Annotated in this window: 21 protein-coding genes; 8 read left to right on the top strand and 13 right to left on the bottom strand. The window is 30.6% G+C overall.

Going from position 1 to position 25324, the window contains the following annotated elements:
- Window positions 1-9: 9 nt before the first annotated feature.
- Window positions 10-4641, bottom strand: a complete 4632-nt coding sequence (gene cas9, locus SLH33_RS06145) for a type II CRISPR RNA-guided endonuclease Cas9 (RefSeq protein WP_320418204.1) — start codon at window positions 4639-4641, stop codon at window positions 10-12.
- A gap of 721 nt (window positions 4642-5362) precedes the next feature.
- Here cas9 and SLH33_RS06140 point away from each other — a divergent pair.
- Window positions 5363-5905 carry a GNAT family N-acetyltransferase gene (locus SLH33_RS06140; protein WP_320418203.1) on the top strand — a complete coding sequence of 181 codons (543 nt, stop codon included), beginning with the start codon at window positions 5363-5365 and terminating at the stop codon, window positions 5903-5905.
- On the opposite strand, the gene SLH33_RS06135 is transcribed toward SLH33_RS06140, so the two are convergent.
- The 7 genes from SLH33_RS06135 to moaA all read right to left on the bottom strand — a co-directional run bounded on the left by SLH33_RS06135 (window position 5883) and on the right by moaA (window position 12390).
- Window positions 5883-6962 carry a HesA/MoeB/ThiF family protein gene (locus SLH33_RS06135; RefSeq protein WP_320418202.1) on the bottom strand — a complete coding sequence of 360 codons (1080 nt, stop codon included), beginning with the start codon at window positions 6960-6962 and terminating at the stop codon, window positions 5883-5885. The genes SLH33_RS06140 and SLH33_RS06135 overlap by 23 nt on opposite strands.
- Window positions 6963-7027: 65 nt before the next feature.
- Complete coding sequence (locus SLH33_RS06130) at window positions 7028-8155, bottom strand: NTP transferase domain-containing protein (protein WP_320418201.1); 1128 nt, start codon at window positions 8153-8155, stop codon at window positions 7028-7030.
- Window positions 8155-8940, bottom strand: a complete 786-nt coding sequence (proC, locus tag SLH33_RS06125) for a pyrroline-5-carboxylate reductase (RefSeq protein ID WP_320418200.1) — start codon at window positions 8938-8940, stop codon at window positions 8155-8157. The genes SLH33_RS06130 and proC overlap by 1 nt, the downstream gene beginning before the upstream one ends.
- Complete coding sequence (gene moaC / locus SLH33_RS06120) at window positions 8933-9409, bottom strand: cyclic pyranopterin monophosphate synthase MoaC (RefSeq protein ID WP_320418199.1); 477 nt, start codon at window positions 9407-9409, stop codon at window positions 8933-8935. Before moaC ends, proC begins: the two co-directional genes overlap by 8 nt.
- A 25-nt stretch (window positions 9410-9434) precedes the next feature.
- On the bottom strand, window positions 9435-9791 hold the full coding sequence (locus tag SLH33_RS06115) for a four helix bundle protein (protein WP_320418198.1): 357 nt from the start codon (window positions 9789-9791) through the stop codon (window positions 9435-9437).
- Between the two features lie 20 nt (window positions 9792-9811).
- Window positions 9812-11047, bottom strand: coding sequence for a molybdopterin molybdotransferase MoeA (locus SLH33_RS06110; protein WP_320418197.1), 1236 nt, complete (start codon window positions 11045-11047; stop codon window positions 9812-9814).
- 353 nt (window positions 11048-11400) lie between these two features.
- Window positions 11401-12390 (bottom strand): GTP 3',8-cyclase MoaA, encoded by a 990-nt coding sequence (moaA, locus tag SLH33_RS06105; protein ID WP_320418196.1) that lies wholly within the window; start codon window positions 12388-12390, stop codon window positions 11401-11403.
- Between the two features lie 65 nt (window positions 12391-12455).
- Here moaA and uvrC point away from each other — a divergent pair, with 65 nt between their 5' ends.
- Both uvrC and SLH33_RS06095 read left to right on the top strand, forming a co-directional pair.
- On the top strand, window positions 12456-14249 hold the full coding sequence (gene uvrC, locus SLH33_RS06100) for an excinuclease ABC subunit UvrC (protein ID WP_320418195.1): 1794 nt from the start codon (window positions 12456-12458) through the stop codon (window positions 14247-14249).
- Complete coding sequence (locus SLH33_RS06095) at window positions 14249-16459, top strand: patatin-like phospholipase family protein (protein WP_320418194.1); 2211 nt, start codon at window positions 14249-14251, stop codon at window positions 16457-16459. Before uvrC ends, SLH33_RS06095 begins: the two co-directional genes overlap by 1 nt.
- 66 nt (window positions 16460-16525) lie before the next feature.
- Here the strand turns inward: SLH33_RS06095 and SLH33_RS06090 are convergent, their stop codons facing one another.
- Window positions 16526-18058 carry a ribonuclease E/G gene (locus tag SLH33_RS06090; protein ID WP_320418193.1) on the bottom strand — a complete coding sequence of 511 codons (1533 nt, stop codon included), beginning with the start codon at window positions 18056-18058 and terminating at the stop codon, window positions 16526-16528.
- Between the two features lie 283 nt (window positions 18059-18341).
- A complete protein-coding gene (locus tag SLH33_RS06085) occupies window positions 18342-18632 on the bottom strand; it encodes an HU family DNA-binding protein (protein ID WP_320418192.1) in 291 nt (96 codons plus the stop codon).
- Between the two features lie 130 nt (window positions 18633-18762).
- On the opposite strand from SLH33_RS06085, the gene mutY reads away from it, so the two are divergent.
- From mutY to gldD, 4 genes are read left to right on the top strand one after another with little or no spacing between them, the layout of a single operon-like run.
- The gene (mutY, locus tag SLH33_RS06080) at window positions 18763-19809 is read left to right on the top strand and encodes an A/G-specific adenine glycosylase (RefSeq protein WP_320418191.1); all 1047 of its coding nucleotides are present in this window, start codon (window positions 18763-18765) and stop codon (window positions 19807-19809) included.
- A gap of 37 nt (window positions 19810-19846) precedes the next feature.
- A complete protein-coding gene (locus tag SLH33_RS06075) occupies window positions 19847-20281 on the top strand; it encodes a single-stranded DNA-binding protein (RefSeq protein WP_320418190.1) in 435 nt (144 codons plus the stop codon).
- Window positions 20282-20300: 19 nt separating this feature from the next.
- Window positions 20301-21593 carry a gliding motility-associated protein GldE gene (gene gldE, locus SLH33_RS06070; protein WP_320418189.1) on the top strand — a complete coding sequence of 431 codons (1293 nt, stop codon included), beginning with the start codon at window positions 20301-20303 and terminating at the stop codon, window positions 21591-21593.
- Window positions 21586-22137, top strand: a complete 552-nt coding sequence (gene gldD, locus SLH33_RS06065) for a gliding motility lipoprotein GldD (protein ID WP_320418188.1) — start codon at window positions 21586-21588, stop codon at window positions 22135-22137. Before gldE ends, gldD begins: the two co-directional genes overlap by 8 nt.
- Window positions 22138-22172: 35 nt before the next feature.
- On the opposite strand, the gene SLH33_RS06060 is transcribed toward gldD, so the two are convergent.
- The 3 genes from SLH33_RS06060 to SLH33_RS06050 all read right to left on the bottom strand — a co-directional run bounded on the left by SLH33_RS06060 (window position 22173) and on the right by SLH33_RS06050 (window position 24318).
- Window positions 22173-22532: a hypothetical protein gene (locus SLH33_RS06060; RefSeq protein WP_320418187.1), complete on the bottom strand. Its 360-nt coding sequence runs from the start codon at window positions 22530-22532 to the stop codon at window positions 22173-22175.
- A gap of 8 nt (window positions 22533-22540) precedes the next feature.
- Window positions 22541-23572, bottom strand: a complete 1032-nt coding sequence (locus SLH33_RS06055) for a COX15/CtaA family protein (protein ID WP_320418186.1) — start codon at window positions 23570-23572, stop codon at window positions 22541-22543.
- Window positions 23573-23805: 233 nt separating this feature from the next.
- Window positions 23806-24318, bottom strand: a complete 513-nt coding sequence (locus SLH33_RS06050; RefSeq protein ID WP_320418185.1) for a cation transporter — start codon at window positions 24316-24318, stop codon at window positions 23806-23808.
- Between the two features lie 93 nt (window positions 24319-24411).
- Here SLH33_RS06050 and SLH33_RS06045 point away from each other — a divergent pair, with 93 nt between their 5' ends.
- Window positions 24412-25284, top strand: coding sequence for a DMT family transporter (locus SLH33_RS06045; protein ID WP_320418184.1), 873 nt, complete (start codon window positions 24412-24414; stop codon window positions 25282-25284).
- Window positions 25285-25324 lie beyond the last annotated feature (40 nt).

Raw genomic sequence — 25324 nt, 5'->3', positions numbered from 1 at the left:
ATTAATTTTTTATTTAATAATTTCTATAATATTTCCTAATCTGTCGGTTTCAAGTTTCCAACAAACTGATTTTATCATAATACCCTGAATGTCTTTTTCCATTTTATTTAAAGATGAATATTCAAGCTTGTTAGCTATAACTTTTGCAACTTCATTTTTAATAAAGAAACACTGATTACCAGAACTACTCACCATTTTATAAATATTGTTAATTTGTTCTCTGGTAGGGGTTTTTAAATCTATTTGAGAAGAATTTTCAATTTCTTCTTTTGTTGGAACATAGACTAAATCGTTAGGTGACAATGTAAACTTAAATGTCCCTAACTCAGCTTTTGGTTGTATTGGCGTACGTTCTTTTTTGGGGATATGAGTAACTGTTTTTTGGTGTTGAATTACTTCATTTAAAGGAATGGTTTCATACATGCGTTTTTGCTGTTCTTTATTCCAATAAATAGCAAAGAATAAATTTGTTCCTTTAGCTGCTTCAACGTATTTGGTTGATTTTGGATTGTTTTCATTGTCAGAAATAGCAAATTTACTACCTACTTCATACAATCTCACTTTATAAATTGGTTGATGTTTTTTGCCATTATTTAGTGCAACTATATTTTTATTTAATTTTTCAACTCCTTCTGGATTAAAAGCGATATCGAATTGCTCTTTTCCGTTTTCATCTATATAATTTTTTAGATGATTTTCTAAAATTTTACGAATACCACTATCGGTAACCGCTTCTAATTGTTTTCTTGTAAACCTATCAGATAAAGCAGTTCTTGTTGCTGTTGCTCCTTTTGTCCATTCATATACTTGTATTTTTTCTACTTTTTTTCCATTAATTTCTAACGGATTATCTTTTAAGTGCTTTTTAATCTTCTTTACATCTTTATCAAATAATGTATGTAAACTTTTAATTTTCTGCTTAATTTGCTTATCAACAATTAAATCTGTTTTTTCTATATAAGATGTTAAACTACTTAATCCTTTTTTTACTTTTTTAATTTTTACACTTCCAGATATCGTTTCTTTATGTAGTGCTTTTCGAATTGCCCAATTTTTCCCTTTAGTTTGTTTTACCAACTCTTTTTTATAATTACCATCTTTTTGCTTTTTCCACTGCCACGTTTTATTATTGGTTTTATTAATAACTCGTAAATTCTGCTTAAAACTAACAATTGTTTTTTCTAATTGATTTTTGGCATCAAAAGGAAAACTTTGCCACGGTAATTGAAAATGTTTTGTATAATCCCCTTCTTTGCTTTTTATTAGTAATTTATCTCGTAAACTAAAATTTTCTTTTTCAGCTTCTAATGCGTGTAAATAATTTGTGTGGTCTTGAGTTGTACAGGCAATAACCAGAGCATCTAAGGCGTGATGACGATGGTCTATACGCTTTTTACTAAATCCGTTTTTGGCAATTTCATCAGGTACTTTTGTTCTAAAAGCGTTTATTTTTTCGTCCCATTCTCCAAAATGGTCAGAATTTGTTATTTCATTTAAACGTTTAAAACGTGGTGCAATAAGCTCATTCCACTTGTCATTTAGCCCCCAGTTTTGCTTTAACCTATTGGTAACAGCTCCTGGTGTTGGCAATAAATTTTTAGAAGTAGATTCTCGTTCTCCTTCTTCTCGTACAATATTGCTTAATAAACTTTTTACAACTTTTGCTATATAACGACTGTCGTTTATTTGTCGTTCGATAAATCCTTCAGGAATATCTTCACTCAATAAGTTTTTAAGTTTAGTTCTATTTTTTTTGAAATATTTACTACAATGAGCTTCGTATTCTTTTAATTTTAAAATTGGTATTGGTTCTTTTCCAAAGCTAGATTGCACCAAAGTCCCTCCTTGAGAAGTAATAAAATTATAAGCAAGTTGATTTCCTTTATATGGAAATGGATTTATTTCACTTTCACAAATAACCTTATTATTTAAGGAATCATCAAAATAACGTGATTGCGGTATAATATGCTCTATTTGATATTCTGATGAAAATAATCTGCTCAACGGAATAATTTTTCCTGTATAAGGCGAAATATACCCTTGCTCTAGCCATAATTTGTACCGTGTAATTTCTGATTTTGTAGGCGAATTGTTTTTTCTTATTTTTTGAATATCGTCTTCGCTCACGGTATTATATGCTACTTCTGGGTTTTGATAAACACCTTCTTCATAAATTTTTAAAATTTCTTGATGACTTGGAGAATACGGGCGAATATCTTCGTTTGTATATTCTGATTTTAATTCTTTTAACAGTTCTTTTATTCGCTGATTTGTGCGTTCATTTTCACTGTTTCTATTGGCTATTTTTTTACGCTTATCGGCAGAGTTTTTCATATCTCTACCTAATTCTACATGAATTTCATCGAAAAAACGTGTAGCCCCATCACCATAATAATTCCAAATATCTCTAACCGTTCGTAAAGTTTCAGTTACAACTTGCTCTACTATCGGATTACGCAAACTATGCTGTTTAAACTTTTTTAAATAGGCAGTAATATCTGCTGAAGTTTTCCATTGTGTAATTTCGCTTACTTCAGAATGTCGCTCATAGACAGCATAACAAGCTTGATAGGTATTTAAACCTTTTAACGGGTTTTTATCTTTAAACTTTAAAAAACTTTTAATGAATTGCGAAGGAATTTCATCATCTGCTACCAAAGCAATAGCTTCTTTTAATGTGGTGTCAGTAATTTTTTGTTCTTCATTAAGTTGTAAATGCTGTATGCGTTCAATAATTTTTTTAATTCGATGTTTTACATCTTCTGGAATATCATTTTCATTCCAGTAACGTCCTATTCGTAATAATGGTAATAGTTTTTTAATAGCTTTTACCGAATATGCTCCGTATTCCGATTTATAAGATGGAATTTTTTTAAAATGTTCTACAAAAGTTGCTTCATCAATGTTATTTTTATTAGCAAAAGTTTTAAGTGCTTCGTCAAATTCGTTTTTGTCTTTTACGGAATAAATAATATGCCATAGTTGTAGCTGAAAACTAATCGTCAATCTACTTAAATCAAAACCTTCAACTTTCTTAAAACACGAAATAAATTGTGCCTTGGTTTCATTTATAGGCATTTTTCTATCTTCTACATAATTCCAACGATATTCTTCTTTTAACTTTTTTTCTAATCTGTTTTTCTTGATTAAATAGTCGATAATTTCCTTTTGTTCAATTTCCTTTTTATCAATTAAAAAATCGAACAAATCGCACCATTCTTCTTCATTTTGAATACATTTTGAAGTAATATCAATATTATTTTTATCTTGTTTATGATAAATTTTTAAGTTGTGTAAAAACTGCCATAAACGAAATTCAATAAACAACGGATGCGATTTTGGAATAGCTTTTAACGCTTTTATAGTTTTTTCCTTTTTACCTGTTTCGGTATTTTCTTTAAAAAAGGTTCGTGTTTCATATTGACAAATAGCAATTGTTGATTTTTTACTTTTTAAAGGGCGTTGATAAAAAATAATATCATCTAAAAAAAGATAGTCAAATCCTTTATCTTTTATATTGTTACGATGCGCTTTGTTTTTTGAATATAAATTTTGAATACAGGTGTTATATAATTTTCGGTCTTGTAATTCAGAGTGTAACTCGATTTGTTTTTTAAGTATAGCTCGTAATTCTTTTTTATAAAACTTACGCTCAATTGTTTTAATAAGTTTTCCTCTAATTTTTTGAGTAGGGTTTGCTAATAAAGTTTCATAAATATATTCGCCAACAGTCTTACCTGACTTATTTACATCTTGTTCGGTTTTCTTTTTTATGGCAATCCAATCTTTTTCAGAATCTACTGTTTTAAAAGTTCTTTTAATAGAATTATTTTTTAAAGTAGAAGTTGTTACAATAAATTCTTTCGTTTTATTTAACCAATTTTTTGGAGTTGTAGTTTGCTTGTCATATTTCCATCCATTGTCAAAATAAATATCATACAGTTTTTCTCCTTTACCTTTTATAGTCTCTCCCGAATCTTCAACTTTATCTATTTTTAAAGTTTCAAAGGTTTTTGTTTTACCTTCAAGATTATCCTCTTCTTCACCCCTTAATTGATAATACCCTCTTTTTTGATTGAAATTGAGTAAAATCCAAGCTAATTCTTGCTTACTTATTTTTTTAGACAAGGCTTTTTTTCGCAAGTAATAAATTGTCCAATCTAATGGGATTTTAGTTTCTGTACCGTTTCCTTTTTTATAAAATAATTGTGGTTGGGCAATTTTAAATTCATCTACCATTTCGTTAAACGAATCCATAAATAAGAAATCAAACTTACCTTCTTTGTTTTTTTGGTAGTTAAATTTTACTTCTTTTTTAAATTGTCCTAATTTTTTATCAAAATCTATATTTTGTTTATAATGCTTGGGTAAAAAATCAAGAATATTTAAAACACGATGTAATCGCTCTCGTCTTAAATTATCACGTTGATACAAACGTCGTACTCCTCTATAACTTGTTCTGTCTGCTGTTTGTGAATGTGATTGGCCTTTTCCAAAATTATCCAAAATATCTTGCGACATTGGTATAATTCTACATCCTAATCCGTTTATTTTCCCTTCTTTTTTATTGAAATCTTGCTGTATGAACGCCCACCCAATAGAATTTGTACCTAGGTCTAAGCCTAAAATTTTTTTAGCCATTTTATTTTTTTGTATTATATAGCACAAGATAAACTTGTATTAATTTTTTTATAAGAGGAAGGTTAGCAATTGTTCACTATAACTACTAACTAGATTAATGAATTAAAAATAAAGAAAATAAAATTATTATGTATGCGGTAAACCGTAACTTATTAATTTTAAAATATGTATATTGCAATTACAATTTTGAAATCAATTCACAATAAGGATTATTCCGTTGTGAAAACATTTAAGTAGCCTCGACTTTCTTCGGGGCATTTTTATTTTATATACTTAATGAAGATGTATTTCAATTGATAGAAATAATCATGTGTTTTAAGTGACAAATTTATTTGTCACTTTTTTTGTACTCAAAAATTGAGTACAAAATGTATTCACAAAAAATCGTACTCAAAATGTACTCACAAAACATACTCACCTTAATTTATTGATTATTATATTATTATCTCTTTTATTTTACTATGAGTACGATGAGTACAAAATATTATAGAAAGTAATGAATAAAAATAAAATAAAATAGCAGTTATGCTAAAAATAGCCGAAACACGTGTCAAAATTGTGTCAAAAAAGACTATATTTGGGTATATTAATAAAAATATAACGATTGAAAATCAATTAATTATGGTTTTTCAATTTTGAAGATACAGTCCCACCTTTGGTACAAAACCTCAGTTTTTTTGCTGAGGTTTTTTTATTTTTATAGAAATCAAACTTTTACACAATGATTTCTTATAAAACAGCCGATACTATTACCGAGTTACAGCAAATTCTGAGTTTGCAACAACAAAATTTACCAAAAAATATTTCCGAAGAAGAGCAAAAAGAGCAGGGTTTCCTTACGGTAGAGCATACTTTAGGTGTTTTAAAAAAAATGAATGCCATTCAACCTCATATTATTGCTGTAAGTAATGATAAGGTTGTTGGTTATGCACTTTGCATGCACAAGAGTTTTAAAAAGATGATTCCTGTTTTGGTTCCTATGTTTACTATAATTGATAGTTTTTTAGATACTAATGTTGATTATATGGTAATGGGACAAATATGTATTGATAAAAATTATAGAAAGAAAGGAATTTTTAGAGGTTTGTATACTAAAATGGCAGAGGAAGTTAGTGACAAGTATGACGCAATTATTACAGAAGTTGATGCCTTAAATATCCGGTCATCTAATGCGCATAAAGCAGTGGGTTTTGAAGAACTAACAAGGTATGAATCGGGTGGTCAACAATGGGAATTGATCATTATGAATTTAAAAAACCAGTAACTCCGCCAATTAAGCTGTAAACTTTTAGAGTTTTATATTTTTCTTTTAAAAGTTTGGTAGCTTGATAACTTGTAATACCCTGTGCACAAACCATAACGTATGTTGTATTTTCTTTTGGATGAAATCCTGAGTTCAACAAATTTTTAGTAGGAATGGTTTTATAGTTAGAAAAAGGGAGTTGCAAATTTTCTAAAACGCAAATAATTTCAACTTGATGGAGTTGATTTTTTAATTCTTCAGGAGAAATTAACCACTCCGGGTTTTGAACTTCGCAACCAACATCAAAATACGTTTCTTTTTCAAATATTTGCTGAATTTCATTTTTTGAAATTGTAGGTTTCAACTTCATTTTTAATTGAGAGTTCTGTAAGGAATTATAAATCAACAATTCATTAGTTAGAGGTTTTCCAACTTCGGTAATGAGTTTTAAAACCTCGTTTACTTGTTGTGTAGCAATAAGTCCAACAATAGCATTTAACGTTCCAGTTGCTGAACAATTAGGAATATCAGTTGCCATGGTTGGAAAAGCATCTCGTAAGTTGGTACTTCTGGTTCCGTCTTTTTGTAGTGCGTTGAATGTAGCTACATAACCATCAAACTTGTACAATGAACCATAAACTAAAGGTTTGTTTGTTAAAACACAAGCATCGTTTACTAAATATTTTGTGGGAAGTGAGTCAGTTCCATCCACAACAATGTCGTAATCCGAAATGAGTTTTAAAACATTCTCTTTATTAATAGGAGAGTTGGTGTAGCTAACTTTTGTAAAAGGAGCTCTTTGTTTTATGAAATTGGTTAAAACTTCAGCTTTTGGTTTGCCAACATCATCTAAAGAATAAAAAACTTGACGATGCAAATTAGTAATATCAACCGTATCAAAATCAACCAAGTGTAATTCTCCAACTCCGCTGGAAGCTAAATACACTGCAACCGGACTACCTAATCCGCCACAACCGACTATCAAAACTTTTGCATTTTGCAGTCTTTGTTGTCCTTCTTCACCAATTTCTGATAAAGTAGTTTGACGTTTGAAAAGTTGTTGTTTGGTGATTTTCATTTTTTTAGTCATTGCGAACCTTTCGACTGTCGCTCAAGACAGGCTAGGTGAAGCAATCTTAAAGATTACTTCGTCGTTTCTCCTCGTAATGACGAGGTAATTTCTCTTTTTGCTTCCTCAAATTCTTCTTGAGTGTTGATATTTCTAATCAAATCATCATCAACTTCTACAATTTCAACATCCGAATTAATTAACATTTTACGCGGACATGAATATCCTTGAGCTAAATATTGCAATAAAATAGAGTAGGCTTTGGGTTCATAAATGGTAATTAACGGCTCTGGAAACTCTTTACTTTTTCCTTTTACCGTAGTGGCCACTTTACTTGGGTTCCTTTTTTGTAATAATAATTCAATTAACTCATTATTTACAAAAGGTAAATCGGTTGCTAACACAAACCACGCTGAATTCGGGTCTTTTTGAAATGCTGAACAAATGCCTCCAAACGGACCTAGATTTAAAAACACATCATGAATTTCTTTTGAATCATCCGATTTGTTTTGAACCGAGTAAAAAGTTTCTGCTAAATGTTCATTCAACAATTCTTTTGCAACTATTTTTTGAGGCTTTCCGTGGTAATTTAATTCCGATTTGTCGCTTCCCATTCGGGTACTTTTCCCTCCAGTTAAGACCAAACCTTTTACCGGAGCAATATGTTCCTCAATAAGATTTTTAAAGTGTCGGGTAATTTTATCAATTTCATCAATTGTGTAACAGGTACTATTCTTTATCTGCGGATATTTCTCAGTTAAAAAAGAAAAATATTCCGTTTGTGGTTTTAGTTTAACTACAAATTGAATGCTGTCTAACTGATCTAAACGTTTTAAAACGGATGCTTCTTTTTCCTCGTCTAAAATCAAGATTTGTTTTGCTCCGCGGTAATGATTTCCATTGATAAACACAAAATCATATTGCGAAAATTGAATTCTTTGTACATAGCTATTTACAGGTGAAGTAGAGTTAATTTGTAAATTTCCTTCGTGATGAAAAGTATATTCAGATACTATATTTTTTTCAATGTCTTTTGCATGAGAAGCATCAAAATACGCCAATTTATAGTTGGATAATTTATCTGAAACCTGACGAATTAAATCAGTAATAATTCCACAATTTGTTCCGAGAATTGCAATTTCATTCGGAGCAAAATTGTCGTTGTGTTTTTTAATTAAGTTGGTATGTTTTTGGTGACTCATTACAAATTTTCAATTTTGTTTTGTGAGGCTAAAATTCCTTGAACAATTGATGAACTAAAACCTTCTTGTTCCATTTTGTTCAATCCGGTAATTGTAATTCCTTGTGGTGTGGTTACTTTGTCAATTTCACTTTCTGGATGTGTGCCATGTTGTAAAATAAGTTCTGCAGCGCCTTTAATAGTTTGTGCGGCTATTTTTTGAGCAAGTTCAGAACTAAAACCTATTTCAATACCACCTTGCATAGACGCTCTAATGTAACGAAGCGCAAAGGCAATTCCACTCGCAGCTAATACAGTTGCAGATGCCATCAACTCGTCTTCAATATACACTACTTCCCCCAAGTTTTTAAAAATGGAAGTAACTAATTCTTTTTGAGTATCTGTACTGTTTATAGTTGAAACACATGTCATTGACTGTTTAATAGCAGCAGCTGTATTTGGCATAGCTCTAAAGAGAGGAATTTCAAGGTTAATAACCTCTTTTAATTCTGTTATGGTAATTCCAGTTACGGTTGAAATTATTATTTTGTTGTTTAAATCAGAAGCTATTTCTTGTAATACACTTTTCGTTTTTTGAGGTTTTACACAAAGTATAATTATTTCAGAATTTTTGACAGCTTCATTATTATCTGTGGTGACTAAAACCCCTAAATCAGTATACTTTTGTAATGTTGAAATTTTTCTTCGGGTTAAACTTAAATTATTAGGATCTATTCCACTTTCTAACAAACCATCAGCAATGGCACAACCTAATTTTCCTGCTCCTATAATTGCAATTTTATTCATTTTTTATATCTGCTTTTCCGCCTGTTTTCTCTAGTAATTTTATCTCTTGAATCACCATTTTTTGACTGATAGCTTTACACATATCATAAATGGTTAAACAAGTTGCAGAAGCTCCGGTTAAGGCTTCCATTTCCACTCCTGTTTTTCCTTCAATAGTAACTTTGCACAATACTTCAACGTGTTCTTTGTCGGTGATGTTAATATTAATATCCACTCCGTTAATTAATAGCGGGTGACACATAGGAATAATATCTGAAGTCTTTTTTACCGCTTGAATTCCAGCAATAATTGCTGTTTGAAAAACCGGACCTTTTTTAGTAATCAAATCATCATTGGTAAAGTGATTAATGATTTCTTCACCTAAATACATGGTGGCTTTTGCTACAGCAGTACGTTTCGTTATTTTTTTATCAGAAACATTGACCATTTTAGGTTGATTTTGCTCGTTTATATGTGAAAAGTTACTCACTTTATTAGTTTTTAATTTTAAGTGTTCAGTTTTTAGTTAAACTTTGCTGTGATGTTTTTACTATGGCGGTTAATAACCTAATTAATTCATGAATATCAGAAAGTAAATCTGTTACGTTAATATCAGTTAATTCACTTTCTTTTAGTAAACGTAACCAATATTTTGTTTCTCGAGCTTCTTTTGAGGATATAGACATTTTAGCTATGAAATCTTTTTTGCTTTGTCCTGCTAAAGCTTCCTCTATATTAGCTCCAATAGAAGTTCCGCTTCTTAAGAGTTGTTTTGAAATAATAAATTCTTTTTCATCTTGAAGTTTTTTATAAAGAGTAATTATTTTCAATGAAAACTGAAAACTTTTTTGTTGAACGATGCTCTCTTTCATAACTTAAAATTAATAATTTATCATTTAAAACTTCGATACGATAGTATCGAAAACACTTCTCCTTTTTTAAACTCCCTTTCTTCTGTTTTAGGTAACTCAATAAAACCGTCAGCTTCAACCAAACTTGCTAAATCACCGGATCCGTTTCCTTGTATTGGAGTTGCAAATAACTGTCCGTTTTCGGTTGTTAGTTTTACTTGTAAAAAGTACGTCAAATCTGGTTTAAAACTTACATCTTCGGTAAGAATTGCTGATTGATCTTGTTGTTCAACTCCAACTGACTTATAGTACCACGGATAAAAATACACCAAACAATTTACAAATGTAGAAACCGGATTCCCAGGAAATGCGAAGACCAATTTTTGAGCTTCTTTTCCGTTTCGCCCACTCATACCTAAAGCATCTGTGATGCCCATCCAAAAAGGCTTTCCAGGACGTTGAGAAACTCGGTGAAAGAGTTTTTTAACTCCTAATTCCTCTAAAACTTCAGGCAGAAAATCAAACTTTCCTTTGCTTACCGCTCCGCTGAATAGCAAAACATCATAGTCGTTTAAAAACGAAGCTATTTTTTGTTGTAAAACCTCTTTTTCATCTGATAAATGTGCTGTTTCAGAAGGAATTTTCAATTCATTTAATAAAGAAACTAACGTAAACACATTACTTCTCCTAATTTGATGCGCTTTCGGAATCTCATCAACATTTACCAATTCATCACCCGTAGAAACAATCATCACTTTAGGTAGTTTCGCAACTTTAACCCTTGATTTTCCAACCGTTGCTAACACACCAATTTCAGAAGGAGAAATAATCGTGTTTTGTTTGATTAAAATATCGTTCTGTTTTCTGTCGGTTCCTTGTTGATGAATATTTTGACCTTCTTTAATATCATCAATAGTTACCGTTGCCATCAATGTATTGATGCTAACATCTTCATAACGAATTACCGTATCACAATTGTTGGGTAACACTGCTCCCGTCATTACTTCGTAACAATGCGCAGCATTTTCCATAGTTTCTTGTGCTGAACCAGCAGGTTGAATTCCTTCAATTTTAAAATCGCGAACACCGTATTGAAAAAAGCGATAATTGAAGGCAATTCCGTCCATGGCTACACGATTAAACGGTGGAAAATCTCTATCGGCGACAATATCTTCTTTTAAAACGCGTCCGACCGATTCTAAAAACGGGATTTCCTCCACACCAAAATCTTGTGTGTTTTGTAATATGATATGTTTTGCTTCTTCTACTGTAATCACTATTATTTAGTAAAAATTATATATAAAAAAACAATATATGTTATAACTGTATATATTATTGTTAAAACCCTCCATAAAGAACTAGTTTTTGTTTTTATGATTTTATCATTATCGATTAATGTAAAAATTATTAAAGGAGGAATTAAAAAAGAGAATAAAAGCAACTTTAAAAAAACATCTTTACCTTTTGGAACTTCATTAAAAATGAAATAAAAAGATAAAAAGTTAAGGGTTAAATCTAGACAGAATTGTAGTTTAGAAGAAAAGATAATGTTTTCGTCTAAAGCTTTAGGGGAAAACTTTTTATTATTACAATATTTAGCTCTTAAAAATTTATATATCATTTCGCTTAATTACCCTCCAATTGTACTCATGCTTTCCGTTACATTTCCTTTTCTATTGGCTTCAGCTTCAAAACCGTCTTTAGGCTTTTGTTTTACCAATTGTAAAAACAGATTTTTTAAATCTTCGTTGCTGGCTCCGTTTCGTATAAAATCTCGCAAATTAAAGACACCATCATCAAACAAACAGTTTTTAAATGTTCCGGTTGAGGTGATGCGAATTCGATTGCAATCGTTACAAATAGTTCGGGTAAAAGCTGGAATAATTCCAACCGTTCCTAAGTGACCATCTACCGAATAATTTCTTGAGGTTGATGATCTTTCCGAAGGAATTTCAACAACAGTATATTGAGATTTTATTTCATTTAAAATGCGAGTGAAGTTCCAATTTTCTTGCGTTTGTCGTTGTCCGTTTCCGTTAAAAGGCATCTCTTCAATAAAGCGAACATCAATATTTCTATCTTTAGTTAAGGCTACAAAATCGTTAATTTCATCTGTATTCACACCCGATTGCACAACCACGTTCAGCTTTACATTTAAAGAGCTTTTATCTAATAGATCAAAGGTTTTAAAAACTTCAGGAAACACATCTCTTCGAGTAATTTTTGCAAACTTTTCTCGTTGTAAGCTATCTAAACTCAAGTTGATGTTTTTGATTTTCTTCAGTTTTTCAAGTTCAGCAATATGTTTTGAAATCAGTGCTCCGTTGGTAGTAATGTTAATGTCGTCTAACAAATCATTAAATGATAACATTTCTAAAAACTTCATAAAATCTTTTCGCACAAAAGGTTCGCCACCAGTTAACCGAATTTTATTAACGCCAAGTTCGGTAAGTACACGAACAATTCGGTACATTTCTTTGTAGGTAAGCAATTCATTTCTCGGAACAATTTCTATTCCGTGAGCAGGCATACAATATTGACAACGCAAGTTACAACGGTCGGTAACCGCTAATCTAACATAGGTAATTTGTCGCCCAAAATCATCCACTAAATTGCTCATAATGTAAAAATACTAAATCTATACACGATGAGACTTTAAAACTCAAAAAATCGTACCTTCGTTCTATGCCAACAGACTTAGAACTACAAGTAAAAACACTACCTAATTCACCCGGAGTTTATCAGTATTTTGATAAAAATGATACGGTTATTTATGTTGGTAAAGCCAAAAATTTAAAAAAGCGTGTTTCATCCTATTTCAATAAAAATCATGAACATGGAAAAACACGAGTGCTTGTTAAAAAAATAGCGCGAATTGAACATGTGGTGGTTGATACAGAAACCGATGCTTTATTATTGGAAAACAATCTGATTAAAAAATATCAACCACGTTATAATGTTTTACTAAAGGATGATAAATCGTATCCGTGGATTTGTATTAAAAAAGAGCGTTTTCCAAGAGTTTTTTCTACAAGAAGAGTAATTAAAGATGGCTCTGAATACTTTGGCCCTTATACCAACGTTCGTACCGTATATGCATTGTTAGAATTGATTAAAGAATTGTATTCGTTGCGTACATGTAATTACGATTTAAGTCAAGAAAAAATTGATGCAGGTAAATACAAAGTATGTTTAGAATATCATTTGGGTAATTGCAAAGGGCCTTGTGAAGGATTACAAACAGAAGAGGATTATATCAATGATTTAAAAGCAATAAGAGATATTCTTAAAGGAAATTTTAAAGAGAGCTTAGAAAGTTTAAAAAAATTGATGATGGATTTTGCGTCTGTTATGAAGTTTGAAGAAGCGCAAAAGATTAAAGAGAAATTAGAATCATTACAAAATTATCAAGCAAAGTCAACTATTGTAAATCCGTCTATTAATAATGTAGATGTTTTTTCTATTATTTCTGATGAAACGCACGGATATGCTAATTTCTTTAAAATTATGAACGGAGCAATCGTTCAGTCATACACCACAGAAATTAAGAAGAAATTAGACGAAACAGATAAAGAATTATTAGAGCTTTTTATTGTAGAAACACGTCAGAGATTTAATTCACTTTCCAGAGAAATTTATGTTCCGTTTAAAGTCGAGGTTGGAAAAGATATTAAAGTAACAATACCAAAGTTAGGTGATAAAAAACGTATTGTAGAATTATCTGAACGTAACGCGAAGTATTATCGTCAAGAGCAATTCAAACAAATAAAAATTGTAGATCCTGATAGGCATGTAAAGCGGATTATGGCGCAAATGCAAAAAGATTTACGATTGAAAGAAGAGCCTCGCCACATTGAATGTTTTGATAATTCCAATATTCAAGGAACCAACCCAGTTGCGGCTTGTGTGGTTTTTAAAGATGGAAAGCCAAGTAAAAGTGATTACCGACACTTTAATATAAAAACAGTTGAAGGGCCAGATGATTTTGCCTCGATGGAAGAAGTGGTTTACAGAAGGTATAAACGTTTGTTAGAAGAAGAGCAACCACTTCCGCAGTTAATAGTAATTGATGGAGGTAAAGGACAATTATCATCCGCATTAAAAAGTTTAGATGCTTTAGGGTTGAGGGGTAAAATAGCTATTATTGGTATTGCAAAACGTTTGGAAGAGATTTATTATCCGGGAGATTCTGTTCCGTTGTATTTAGATAAGAAGTCGGAAACGCTAAAGATTATTCAGTATTTACGTAACGAGGCACACCGTTTCGGAATTACTTTTCACAGAAATAAAAGAAGCAAAGGCGCTATTAAATCGGAATTAGAACAAATTCCAGATATAGGCAAGCAAACTATCACTAATTTATTGCGTAAATTTAAATCGGCAAAAAGAGTAAAAAGTGCTACTTTAGAAGAGCTAACAGATGCTATTGGAAAATCAAGAGCTACTAAAATTTTTAACTACTATCACTCCAAAAAATAATGAAAAAGATATTGTTTGTTTTATTATTAATTCCTCATCTGTTTTGGGCGCAAAAACAGCCTAAAGTAGGTTTAGTTTTAAGTGGTGGAGGAGCCAAAGGTTTTGCACATATTGGAGTGCTAAAAGAGCTTGAAAAAGCAGGTGTTGAAATAGATTATATTGGAGGAACCAGCATGGGAGCTATTATTGGAGGTATGTACGCTGCGGGTTATACAGCTGATCAAATAGAGCAATTGATAGATCATACCGATTTTGAGGCAGTAATGCAGGATAAAATACCAAGAAGAGATAAACCATATTTTCAAAAAGCATATCAAGAGAAACACACTATTTCATTACCAATAAACCTTAGAAGAGGATCAATTGATCTTCCTTTGGGTTTAGCAAAAGGGCAAAACGCACTTAATTTATTAACGGAAATTTTTTCACCTATTGAAGATGTAGATGATTTTAAAAAGCTGCCGATTCCTTTTTATTGTATAGCAACAGATATAGAAACAGGAGAGGAAGTTGTGCTAGAAAAAGGCTCTTTACCTTTGGCAATTAGAGCCAGTGCTTCATTTCCTACCCTTTTAAACCCTGTTGAAATTGATGGACGTTTGCTAATTGATGGAGGGGTAGTTGATAATTTTCCGGTAAACAAAATGATTGATAGAGGAGTAGATATTATTATTGGAGTAAATGTACAAGGAAAATTATATAATAGGAATGAACTCTCTTCTGTATCATCAATTTTAAGTCAAATTATTAGCTTTCAAATTTATGATAAGGTAGATGACCAAATAAATTTAGTAAATATTTATATCCGTCCAAAAGTTACTGATTACGGAGTAACATCTTTTGAAGATAAAAAAGAAATATTAAAAGAAGGTATTAAAGCGGCAAAGGCCTATGAAAATGTATTTAAAAACATTGCTAAATATCAAAAAAAGAAAAAAGAAAAAAGAGAAATTGCAATAAAAAAAGGAAAGTTTTTAATTGATAGAATTGTTATACATGGAAATCAAAATTATAATAGAAATTATATTTTAGGAAAACTACAGTTAAAAGAAGGTGACTCTGTTTCTTATAAAAGTATTTCCCAAAAAATAAATACACTTACAGCAACCAATAATTTTTCTAGAATTGATTATAGCTTTAAACCTTCTTTTGAAGGAAAAAAACTAGAGCTAATTTTAAAAGAAGATTTAGTAAAATCCTATTTAAGATTAGGAGTACATTACGATCATTTATATGAATCGGGAGTATTATTGAATTATAACCATAAAAAATTATTGTTTCAAAACGATGAGCTTTCTTTTGATTTTGTGGTGGGAGATAATATTCGGTACGATTTGCAATATTTTATAGATAATGGTTTTTTATTAAGTTACGGAATGTCTTCTCGTTACAATTCTTTTTCTTCTAATATATTATTTAACATTCAAAATGTAGATAAGCTTAATATTGATTATCGTGATTTTACTAATAGAATTTTTGCTCAAACTACAGTAGATAAAAAATTTGCATTTGTAATGGGGTTAGAACATAAGAACCTAAAGGTGTCTTCAGAAACAATTCTAACATCAAATAACAATGAAACATATTTTGAAAAAGCTAATTACATTAATAGCTATGCATCACTAATACTAGACACGTTTGATAAAGGAATATTTCCTAACAAAGGGTTTTATGCAGATATAGGTTTTAAATGGTATATGTGGTCTGATAGAAATAAAGAGCTTAATAATCTTGCCGATGATAGCTTGCCTTTTTCTCAATTTTCACAAGTGGGAGGAAGTATAAGTTTTGCTTTTACTTTTTGGGATAGATTAACCTTTCAATATATTTCAGATGCGGGATATACTATAGGAAAAGAAGAATCTCAGGTATTTGATTATCGTTTAGGAGGCTACAATCAAAATTACATTAATAACTTCATTCCGTTTTACGGATATGATATAGCAACATTAACAAATCAATCATTTTTAAAATCAGAATTCGATTTTAGGTATAGGGTTTTTGATAGAAACTATATTTCTTTTTTAGCCAATTATGCTAGGATAGAAGAGGATGTTTTTGACGGAGGAAATTTATTTGAAAACACTAAATCAGGTTATGGTATTGGCTATGGAATAGAAACCTTACTGGGGCCTATTGAATTAAAATACACATGGTCTCCAGACCATAATGAAAAAACCGTTTTATTTAATTTAGGTTTTTGGTTTTAAAACAAAAAAACCTCCTAATTTTTATTAATTAGGAGGTTTATGTTTCATAATAAGATATGCTCTTACTTACTTTTTATTAAAAGTAAAATTGTACTGAAGGTACTGATAAGCATCTCTAGGCATAATTTTGATCCACTTTTTGTGTTTTTTAAACCATTTAAAACGGATAGAGTTAACTCCCCTGGTTAAGTATGCAGCAACAAAAGGATGTGCATTAAGCGTTATATTAGTATAGTTTTTGTTACTATTTAATAATCCTTCTAATTCTGTTTCAATTTTATCAATTAAAACAATAGGCGCTTCAACTTCTCCATTTTCGTTTGGATTTGGTTCGCGTGTTTTTATTTCTAATTCAGGTCTTACACGCTGACGCGTAATTTGTACCAAGCCAAATTTACTTGGAGGTAAAATTTTATGCTTGGTTCTGTCTAATGACATGGCTTCTTTTAAATGTTGATATAATTTTTGTCTGTTTTCTGCAGATTTCATATCAATAAAATCAACCACAATGATACCGCCCATATCTCTTAGTTGCAATTGTCTTGCAATTTCTGTGGCAGCAATTAAATTAACTTCTAAAGCAGTTTCTTCTTGGCTTTTTGCTTTGTTTGAGCGGTTACCACTATTAACATCTATAACATGCAATGCTTCAGTATGTTCAATAACTAAGTACGCACCTTTGCTCATAGAAACTGTTTTTCCAAATGATGTTTTAATCTGACGTTCAATACCATATTTTTCAAAAATAGGTACTTGAGATCTGTGCAGTTTAACAATGTTTTCTTTTTCAGGATAAATTTCCTGTAAATACTCTTTTATTTCTAAGTTTAAAGATTCATCATTGGAAACTATACTTGTAAAAGAATCATTCATTACATCTCTTAATAAGGAAGATGCTCTATTTAACTCACTTAATACTTTGGTTGGTGTGTTGTTGTTGGGAATGCGTTTACACATGGCTTTCCAACGGTCTAGTGAGTTTTGTAAGTCTTTATCAAGTTCTGCTACCTTTTTACCTTCGGCAACAGTACGTAAAATAAGTCCGAATCCTTTAGGACGGATACTTTTTGCTAATTTTTTTAATCGATCTTTTTCTTTATTGTCAGCTATTTTTTGCGATACGGACACTCTATTAGAAAAAGGAACTAAAACTAGAAATCTACCGGCTATTGATAGCTCAGAGCTAATACGTGGCCCTTTAGTAGAAATAGGTTCTTTTACAATTTGTACTAATAAATTTTGACCTGATTTTAGTACGTCATTAATACTTCCATCTTTATTAATGTCTTCTTCAAAAGGGAAGTTTTTTAAAGTGAAATCTTTTAATTTACCTGAGCTTACTCTTTTAATGAATTTATTTAAAGATTGTACTTGCGGACCTAAATCATGATAATGTAAAAAACCATCTTTAGGGTACCCCACATTTACAAAAGCGGCATTTAATCCGGTCATTACTTTTCCTATTTTAGCAAGAAAAATATCTCCAACCGAAAACTTATTGTCACCAGCTTCTTTGTTTAATTCAACTAATCTACCATCACGTAATAAGGCAAAATCAATATCAGAAGAATTGGAACGAATTATTAATTCAGTTTTCATCTGAATAAGGTTTTATGCCAACGCACAAATAGTGCGACGACGGATTAAAATTTGTAAACAGGTATTTTTAATACCGTTTGAGGTTATAAAAAACCTCAATGTCAATGAACGTTTAAAGCAAACGAAAAAGTAAGCTACTGCTTACTTTTTCTTATGACGATTTGCTCTTGCTCTTTTCTTTCTTTTGTGAGTAGAGATCTTAGCTCTCTTTCTTTTTTTACCACTTGGCATAGTTACTAGTTTTTAAGCAACCCTAAAGGGTTAAATTAATACTTTATTAAAATTATTTTACAACAACTTTAGCTTTTACACCTTCTGTAAAAGTTTTAGCTGGTTTAAATGCTGGAATGTTGTGAGCAGGAATTTTAATAGTAGTGTTTTTAGAAATGTTTCTACCAGTTTTTTCTGCTCTAGTTTTGATAATGAAGCTACCAAAACCTCTTAAATATACATTATCTCCACTCTCTAATGAATCTTTAACCTCAGACATAAATGCTTCAACAATTGCTAAAACATCATTTTTTTCAATCCCGGTCTTGTCTGAAATGTTTGATACGATATCTGCTTTTGTCATTATAAATATATTTTTATTTATTTGAAATTTTCAAGGGTGCAAATATATGATAATTAATCTATTCCGAAAATAAAAGTGTTTAATTTTATCTTAATAAAATATATTACATTCGCCCTGCTAATTTACATAAATGATTTTTCATAACACGCTAATATATTGGTATTTACAAAAAAAACGAGACCTTCCGTGGAGAAAAACCAAGGATCCATACCGTATTTGGTTGAGTGAAATAATGTTACAACAAACTCGTGTAGCACAAGGTTTACCCTATTTTTTGAAGTTTAAAAAAGCTTTTCCAACTGTTTTTGATTTAGCTAAAGCAGATGAAAGCAAAGTGCTTAAATTATGGCAAGGTTTAGGATATTATTCACGAGCAAGAAATTTACATTTTACCGCTAAGTATATTGCTAATGAATTAGATGGAAAATTTCCAACAACCTATAAAGAGTTATTAAAACTAAAAGGTGTGGGAGATTATACGGCTTCTGCCATTGCTTCTATTTGTTTTGATGAAGCTGCGGCTGTAGTAGATGGTAACGTATATAGAGTAGTAGCTCGTTATTTCGGGATTGATACCCCTATTAATTCTACTGCAGGAATTAAAGAATTTAAAGAACTAGCACAAACTTTAATTGATAAAGATCAACCTGGTTTATACAACCAAGCTATTATGGATTTTGGTGCATTACATTGTAAACCTCAAAATCCGTTGTGTAATCAATGTCCGTTTTTAGAAAGTTGTGTAGCTTTTAATAAAAAACTAGTTGATAAACTTCCGGTAAAAGAAAAAAAGCTAAAAATTAAAAATCGATATTTTAATTATTTAGTGGTAGTTACCAAAGAGAATAAAACCATATTGCAAGAACGAACGGAAAAAGGAATTTGGAAAGGTCTGTACCAATTTCCATTGATTGAAACTCAAGAATCGATTAATGAAAAAGTATTAATTGAAAATGATTTGTTTTCATCTCTTTTTTCTGAAGAAACTATAGTATCTCTTTTTAATAAAGAAGATATTGTGCATAAACTTTCTCATCAACATTTACACACCAAATTCTGGATTGTAAAAACTCAAGAAGTGAGTTATAAAACGGTAGATTTTAAAAATATACACACCTATCCTGTGCCTGTGCTTATTGATAAGTTTTTAACCAACTTTTTAAACATAAAAAAGTAATTTTGTACTTTTGATTAAATACAAAAAACACAAAGCTATGGCAGGAACAGTAAACAAAGTTATTTTAGTAGGGCATTTAGGAGATGAGGTTAAAATGCACTATTTTGACGGAGGCAACGCAATTGGTCGTTTTCCGTTAGCAACTAATGAAACTTATACCAACCGTCAAACAGGAGAACGTGTTACAAACACCGATTGGCATAACATTGTTGTGCGTAATAAACTTGCAGAAATTTGTGAAAAATATTTAACCAAAGGAGATAGAGTTTATATTGAAGGAAGAATTAAAAACCGTCAATACGAAGTAGATGGGCAAAAACGTTATACAACTGAAATACATGTACAAGAAATGACGTTTTTAACCACAAAAAAAGACCCAAATGCTGTACCGCCAGTAACAAATCAATCAATAGCCCCGAATGAACCAAGTTCAACAGTTCAAAAAGATGAAGATGATGATTTACCATTCTAGTTTAACTAAAATTTAAAATTTGGACCCGGAACCCGAACTTTTATTTATCAGTTTTAATTTACTTCACACCGTCAACTTTATAGCAGTTTTGGTGTTATTAATTTGCTCTGCATTAATATCAGGAACAGAAGTAGCATTTTTCTCACTTTCTCAAACAGAGCTTGATCAATTATCAGAAAAAACAAAAGGAAATAGTACAGTAGTAAAACTTTTAGAAGACCCTAAAAAGCTACTCGGAACTATTTTAATAACCAACAATTTTATTAATATTTTAATTGTATTGCTTTTTGCAACTTTAGGAGAGGTACTTTTTAGCAACTTAACAGGAGTTGTAAAATTTTTAGTAGAGGTTGTTTTAGTTACCTTTTTAATTTTATTGTTTGGTGAGGTGCTACCTAAGGTGTATGCTACCAGAAAATCACTTCAATTTGCCAATGCTATGGCAAAACCAATCCATTTTTTAAATATTATTTTAACTCCTTTAAGTAAGCCCTTAACTGGTTTGACAAGTATTATTGAAAACAGATTAGGAAATAGAAATAACAATCTTTCTGTGGAAAGATTATCACAAGCACTAGAATTAACATCTGATGATTCAACCACCAAAGACGAGCAGAAAATTTTAGAAGGAATTGTAACTTTTGGGAATACAGAAACGGTTCAAATTATGAAGCCGCGTACAGACGTTTGTGCCATTTCTTATGAAGAACCTTATGATCAGGTATTGCAAATTATCCTTAAAAATGGATACTCAAGAAACCCTGTGTATAAAGAGAATATTGATAATGTGGTAGGAGTGTTATATGCAAAAGATTTATTGGAGCACCTCAATAAAAAAACATTCAACTGGCAAGAACTGATTAGAGATTCGTTTTTTGTACCGGAAAATAAGAAGTTAGACGATTTGTTAAGTGAATTCCAAGAAAAGAAAAATCATTTAGCTGTTGTTGTGGATGAATATGGAGGTACGAGTGGAATAGTAACTTTAGAAGATGTAATTGAAGAAATTGTAGGTGACATTAATGATGAGTTTGATGATGAGGATTTAGCCTATTCAAAAATTGATGAAAATAATTATGTGTTTGATGGTAAAATAACCATTAAAGATTTTTGTAGAGTGCTAGACGAAGATGATGAAGAACAGTTTGAAGAAGCAAAAGGAGAAAGTGAAACCTTAGCAGGATTTATTTTAGAAGTATCAGGTAAATTTCCTAAGAAAGGAGATAAAATAAACTTTCAAAAATATACGTTTACTGTGGAAGCGTTAGATAAAAAAAGGATAAAACAAGTAAAAGCAACCCGTAATGTATAGATTGGTAATTGTGTTTTTAATGATATTGTTGGTTAGTTGTGGTAGTGAAACTTTGCCAAAACCTAAAGGATATTTAAGTTTAAACTATCCTGAAAAAAAATATGAAAAGCTAAAGGTTGAGCGTCCGTATGAGTTTGAAGTTGCAAAGAATGCAGAGGTGGTTAGTTTACCTAAAAACTGGTTAAAAGTAACCTATCCTGATTTGAAGGCATCGGTAGATATAACATACAGACCTGTTGAAAACAACTTAAAAGAGTTGTTGATGGAGGCTGAAAAATTGGTTTTTGAACATACCATAAAAGCAGAGCAAATAGCTTCTAACAACTTTGAAAATAAAAAAAACAAGGTATATGGAACGCTATATGATATCACCGGTAACTCTGCTTCACAAGTACAATTTCATGTTACCGATAGTGCAAAACACTTTTTAAAGGCTTCATTATTTTTTTATTCTAAACCTAATTACGATAGTGTTTTACCAGCAGTAGATTACCTTAAAAAGGATATGATTAGAATGATGGAAACGTTGAATTGGAGAAACTGATTTTTAACTTATTCTAATATTTTTTCAGCTTATCTTTATTCTTTTAGTAATTCAGATGAAATCCCATAAATAAAGGGGCCAGTTCTATCGCTCCATCCTTTTCCAAATTCTTTTGGTTTATAACCAGCAATATGGCCACTTAAAAGCAGAAGGTTTTCAGAAGTCTTCTTTTCTACAATCAAGTCTACACATGGGTAAATTTTATCTTCACTTAAATATATTTTTTCACATATTTCCTCTACAATATTATTTTTACCTCTGATGATTTTTTCAGTATTTGAAGCCCAATAAAATTCTAAATCATCAGGTAATTTATTGTTGATGTGTGATTCAGCATATATTTTTAATTCTAATAATGTTTTATTAATGAAAACTTTAAAATCTTCTCTTGTCATAATTTAAATTAACTTTCCCTACTCTGCAACCACAAATAGAACTGTAATCCAAACAAAATAGCACCTGCCAATAAGTGTACCGCTTGTGTTCCTAATGGGAATTCAGCGTAATACATTAAGATACCGGTAATGGTTTCCAAAAAAATTAAGAAAACAATCCAATTCACCAGTTTATACCCTAAATCTTTAATCTGATTTAAATAAAACATACCTAGATTCACCAATACAATAGCAATGGTAAATGATCTGTGAAAATAGAATTTAAAACTCGGATTCATTAAACTGTAGTGTTTGTTTTCAAATCCGTATAATTTTACTTGTTCATCAATAAACTGTCGCACTTGAGTACCCATTGCAATTTGAATCAGTGAAAAAATTACTGAGATAATAATTAACTTACTAAATAAAGAATTGTGTTTTATTATGTTGTTTTGAGTTGATGATAATGGTTTTTTAGAAACCATAAATAACAACCAAAGTAACAATGCTACAATAATTAATCCAGCAACCATATGTATGGTAATGATTGTTGGTTTTAAGTTAGTATCTACCACGGTTTTTCCTAACCACGCTTCAAAAAGCATTAAAAAGAAGGCGCTAAAAGCAAGTATAGGTATGGTTTTATTTTCTTTCCAAAACTTAGCAGCAACATATACAAAAAATAAAAAAACGAAACCAGATAGTACAGATGCTAATCGGTTAATGTATTCTGTCCAGGTATGATATTTATTAAACTTTGCGTAATTGTGTTTAGTGTACTTATTCCAGTTATTTAAGTTAAACTCTCTTGAGGTTTTTAAATCACTTTCCGCCACAAACAAAGCTTCATCTTTAACTATTATAGTTCCTTTTTTATATTCTTTGTTTGGTTGCCACGTTATTTGTTCTTCAGATGTTGGTGGTATATAATATCCAAAACATTTTGGCCAATCAGGACAACCCATTCCAGAGCCAGTCATTCTAACAATAGAACCCGCTAAAAAAATTGCATAAACAGAAATTAAAGTAATTTTTACAATTAAGGGAAAGTGTTTTTTCACACGTTTAATTTTTAGTAATTATTTTAATTAAATTAATAATAAAAATAAGAACGCGTGTAACCACTCGTTTCACTCGTTCTCACATTAAGAAATTTAAATATCATCCTTTGATGAAGTAATTTTAAAATTTCATAATGTTCGTTTCATCAAAGAAATTTGTGCAAAGATACAGTAATCCATAAAAAAAGCTCTCTGATTTCAGAGAGCTTTTTCTTATAAAGAATAACTTTTTATTATGCTTTTTTAGCTGTACAGCACGCCATTTTACAATCGTCTGCACAAGCTGTTTTTTCTTCAGCTTTTTTAACACAGCATTCCATTTTGCAATCAGCTTTACATGCTGAAGCGTCTTTTTTATCTGTACATTTTTTTTCGCATTCAGCTGGGTTACATTCTTTTTTTGCTGTAGTTGCTTCCGCAGCCTTATACATATCACCACTACCAACACCTTCTACAAATGCAATTAAATCTGCTTTGTTAGTTTTATTAGCATCATATTTAATAGTTGCAATACTGTCAGCAAATACAACTTTTGCATCTAAAACTCCTTCTTTTTTTGCTAATTTAGATTGAATGGTTTTAGCACAACCTATTTCACAAGTCATTCCAGAAATATTTAAAGAAACTGTTTCTGCTTTTGCTTCTGCTACTTCTTGTTTAGTCTCGTCTTTTTTGGCGTCATTTTTACAACCCACAGCAATAAATACAATTAATGCTAATGCGAATAATATTTTTTGAATTTTCATACGATTTCTCTATAAAATTATTGTACAAATTTATCAAAAAAAGGATAGTATCTATATAAATTACCCGATTTTTGTTGTGTTAAAAAATTAATAATGAACAACCAACAATTAAAATGGGTGTATTTAGTGGTGCTTTCCTTAATTTGGGGAAGCTCTTTTATTTTAATGAAAAAAGCATTAATAGGGTTAACGCCTTTACAAGTTGGTGCTCTTAGAATTTTAATCACTTCTTTCTTTTTGGTATTAATAGGTTACAATAGTTTAAAAAAGATAAAAAAGAAGCATTGGCCATATGTTTTTTACAGTGCTTTGTTAGGTACCTTTTTTCCAGCTTTTTTATTTGCTTTTGCAATTACAAAAATTGATAGTTCTATTGCATCTATATTGAACTCGTTAACTCCTTTCAATACATTTATGGTAGGAGCTTTGGTATTTGGTTTTGTTTTTAGAAAACAACAATTAATTGGTATTTTAATAGGATTGGTTGGAACCATTATTTTAATAGCCAAAGGAGCAGATATGAATCCGAACCAAAATTATTGGTTTGCTTTGTTACCAATAACATCTTCCATCGGATATGCTTTTAACGTAAACATTATCAAAAAATATTTACAGGATTTAGAACCATTAGCTATTACCACAGGGAATTTTGTGTTGATTTTTATTCCTACATTATTCGTTTTAACTTATACAGGATTCTTTTCAGCTTTTGAATTTACTTCAGAAACCAAACCTGCACTATTTTATATAACTATACTGTCAATTTTTGGAACAGGATTAGCAAAAGTGATGTTTAACAAGTTAATACATATGTCTTCACCGGTTTTTTCAACATCTGTTACGTATTTAATTCCTATTGTAGCTGTGATGTGGGGAATATATGATGGAGAAAAGCTGAGTTTTTTACAGCTGTTAGCGGGTTCTGTCATATTGTTAGGTGTATATTTGGCTAACAGAAAGAAATAAAAAAGGTTCAACATTTTGTTGAACCTTTTTTGCTATAACA

This window comes from Tenacibaculum sp. IB213877, from assembly GCF_034043975.1.
GTDB lineage: Bacteria > Bacteroidota > Bacteroidia > Flavobacteriales > Flavobacteriaceae > Polaribacter.
The sequence above is the reverse complement of the archived record's forward strand: the minus strand, read 5'-3'. Positions and strand labels throughout refer to the sequence as shown.

Coding starts and splice junctions, on each gene's coding strand:
- SLH33_RS06050 (WP_320418185.1), bottom strand. CDS start 24,318: ATGAAAATTCAAAAAATATTATTCGCATTAGCATTAATTGTATTTATT.
- proC (WP_320418200.1), bottom strand. CDS start 8,940: ATGAATAAAATTGCAATTATAGGAGCAGGAAAATTAGGTTGTGCCATT.
- moaA (WP_320418196.1), bottom strand. CDS start 12,390: ATGAGCAATTTAGTGGATGATTTTGGGCGACAAATTACCTATGTTAGA.
- SLH33_RS06140 (WP_320418203.1), top strand. CDS start 5,363: ATGATTTCTTATAAAACAGCCGATACTATTACCGAGTTACAGCAAATT.
- SLH33_RS06115 (WP_320418198.1), bottom strand. CDS start 9,791: ATGAAAGAGAGCATCGTTCAACAAAAAAGTTTTCAGTTTTCATTGAAA.
- SLH33_RS06045 (WP_320418184.1), top strand. CDS start 24,412: ATGAACAACCAACAATTAAAATGGGTGTATTTAGTGGTGCTTTCCTTA.
- mutY (WP_320418191.1), top strand. CDS start 18,763: ATGATTTTTCATAACACGCTAATATATTGGTATTTACAAAAAAAACGA.
- SLH33_RS06060 (WP_320418187.1), bottom strand. CDS start 22,532: ATGACAAGAGAAGATTTTAAAGTTTTCATTAATAAAACATTATTAGAA.
- uvrC (WP_320418195.1), top strand. CDS start 12,456: ATGCCAACAGACTTAGAACTACAAGTAAAAACACTACCTAATTCACCC.
- SLH33_RS06090 (WP_320418193.1), bottom strand. CDS start 18,058: ATGAAAACTGAATTAATAATTCGTTCCAATTCTTCTGATATTGATTTT.
- SLH33_RS06075 (WP_320418190.1), top strand. CDS start 19,847: ATGGCAGGAACAGTAAACAAAGTTATTTTAGTAGGGCATTTAGGAGAT.
- SLH33_RS06130 (WP_320418201.1), bottom strand. CDS start 8,155: ATGAGTCACCAAAAACATACCAACTTAATTAAAAAACACAACGACAAT.
- SLH33_RS06095 (WP_320418194.1), top strand. CDS start 14,249: ATGAAAAAGATATTGTTTGTTTTATTATTAATTCCTCATCTGTTTTGG.
- gldD (WP_320418188.1), top strand. CDS start 21,586: ATGTATAGATTGGTAATTGTGTTTTTAATGATATTGTTGGTTAGTTGT.
- SLH33_RS06085 (WP_320418192.1), bottom strand. CDS start 18,632: ATGACAAAAGCAGATATCGTATCAAACATTTCAGACAAGACCGGGATT.
- SLH33_RS06135 (WP_320418202.1), bottom strand. CDS start 6,962: ATGAAAATCACCAAACAACAACTTTTCAAACGTCAAACTACTTTATCA.
- cas9 (WP_320418204.1), bottom strand. CDS start 4,641: ATGGCTAAAAAAATTTTAGGCTTAGACCTAGGTACAAATTCTATTGGG.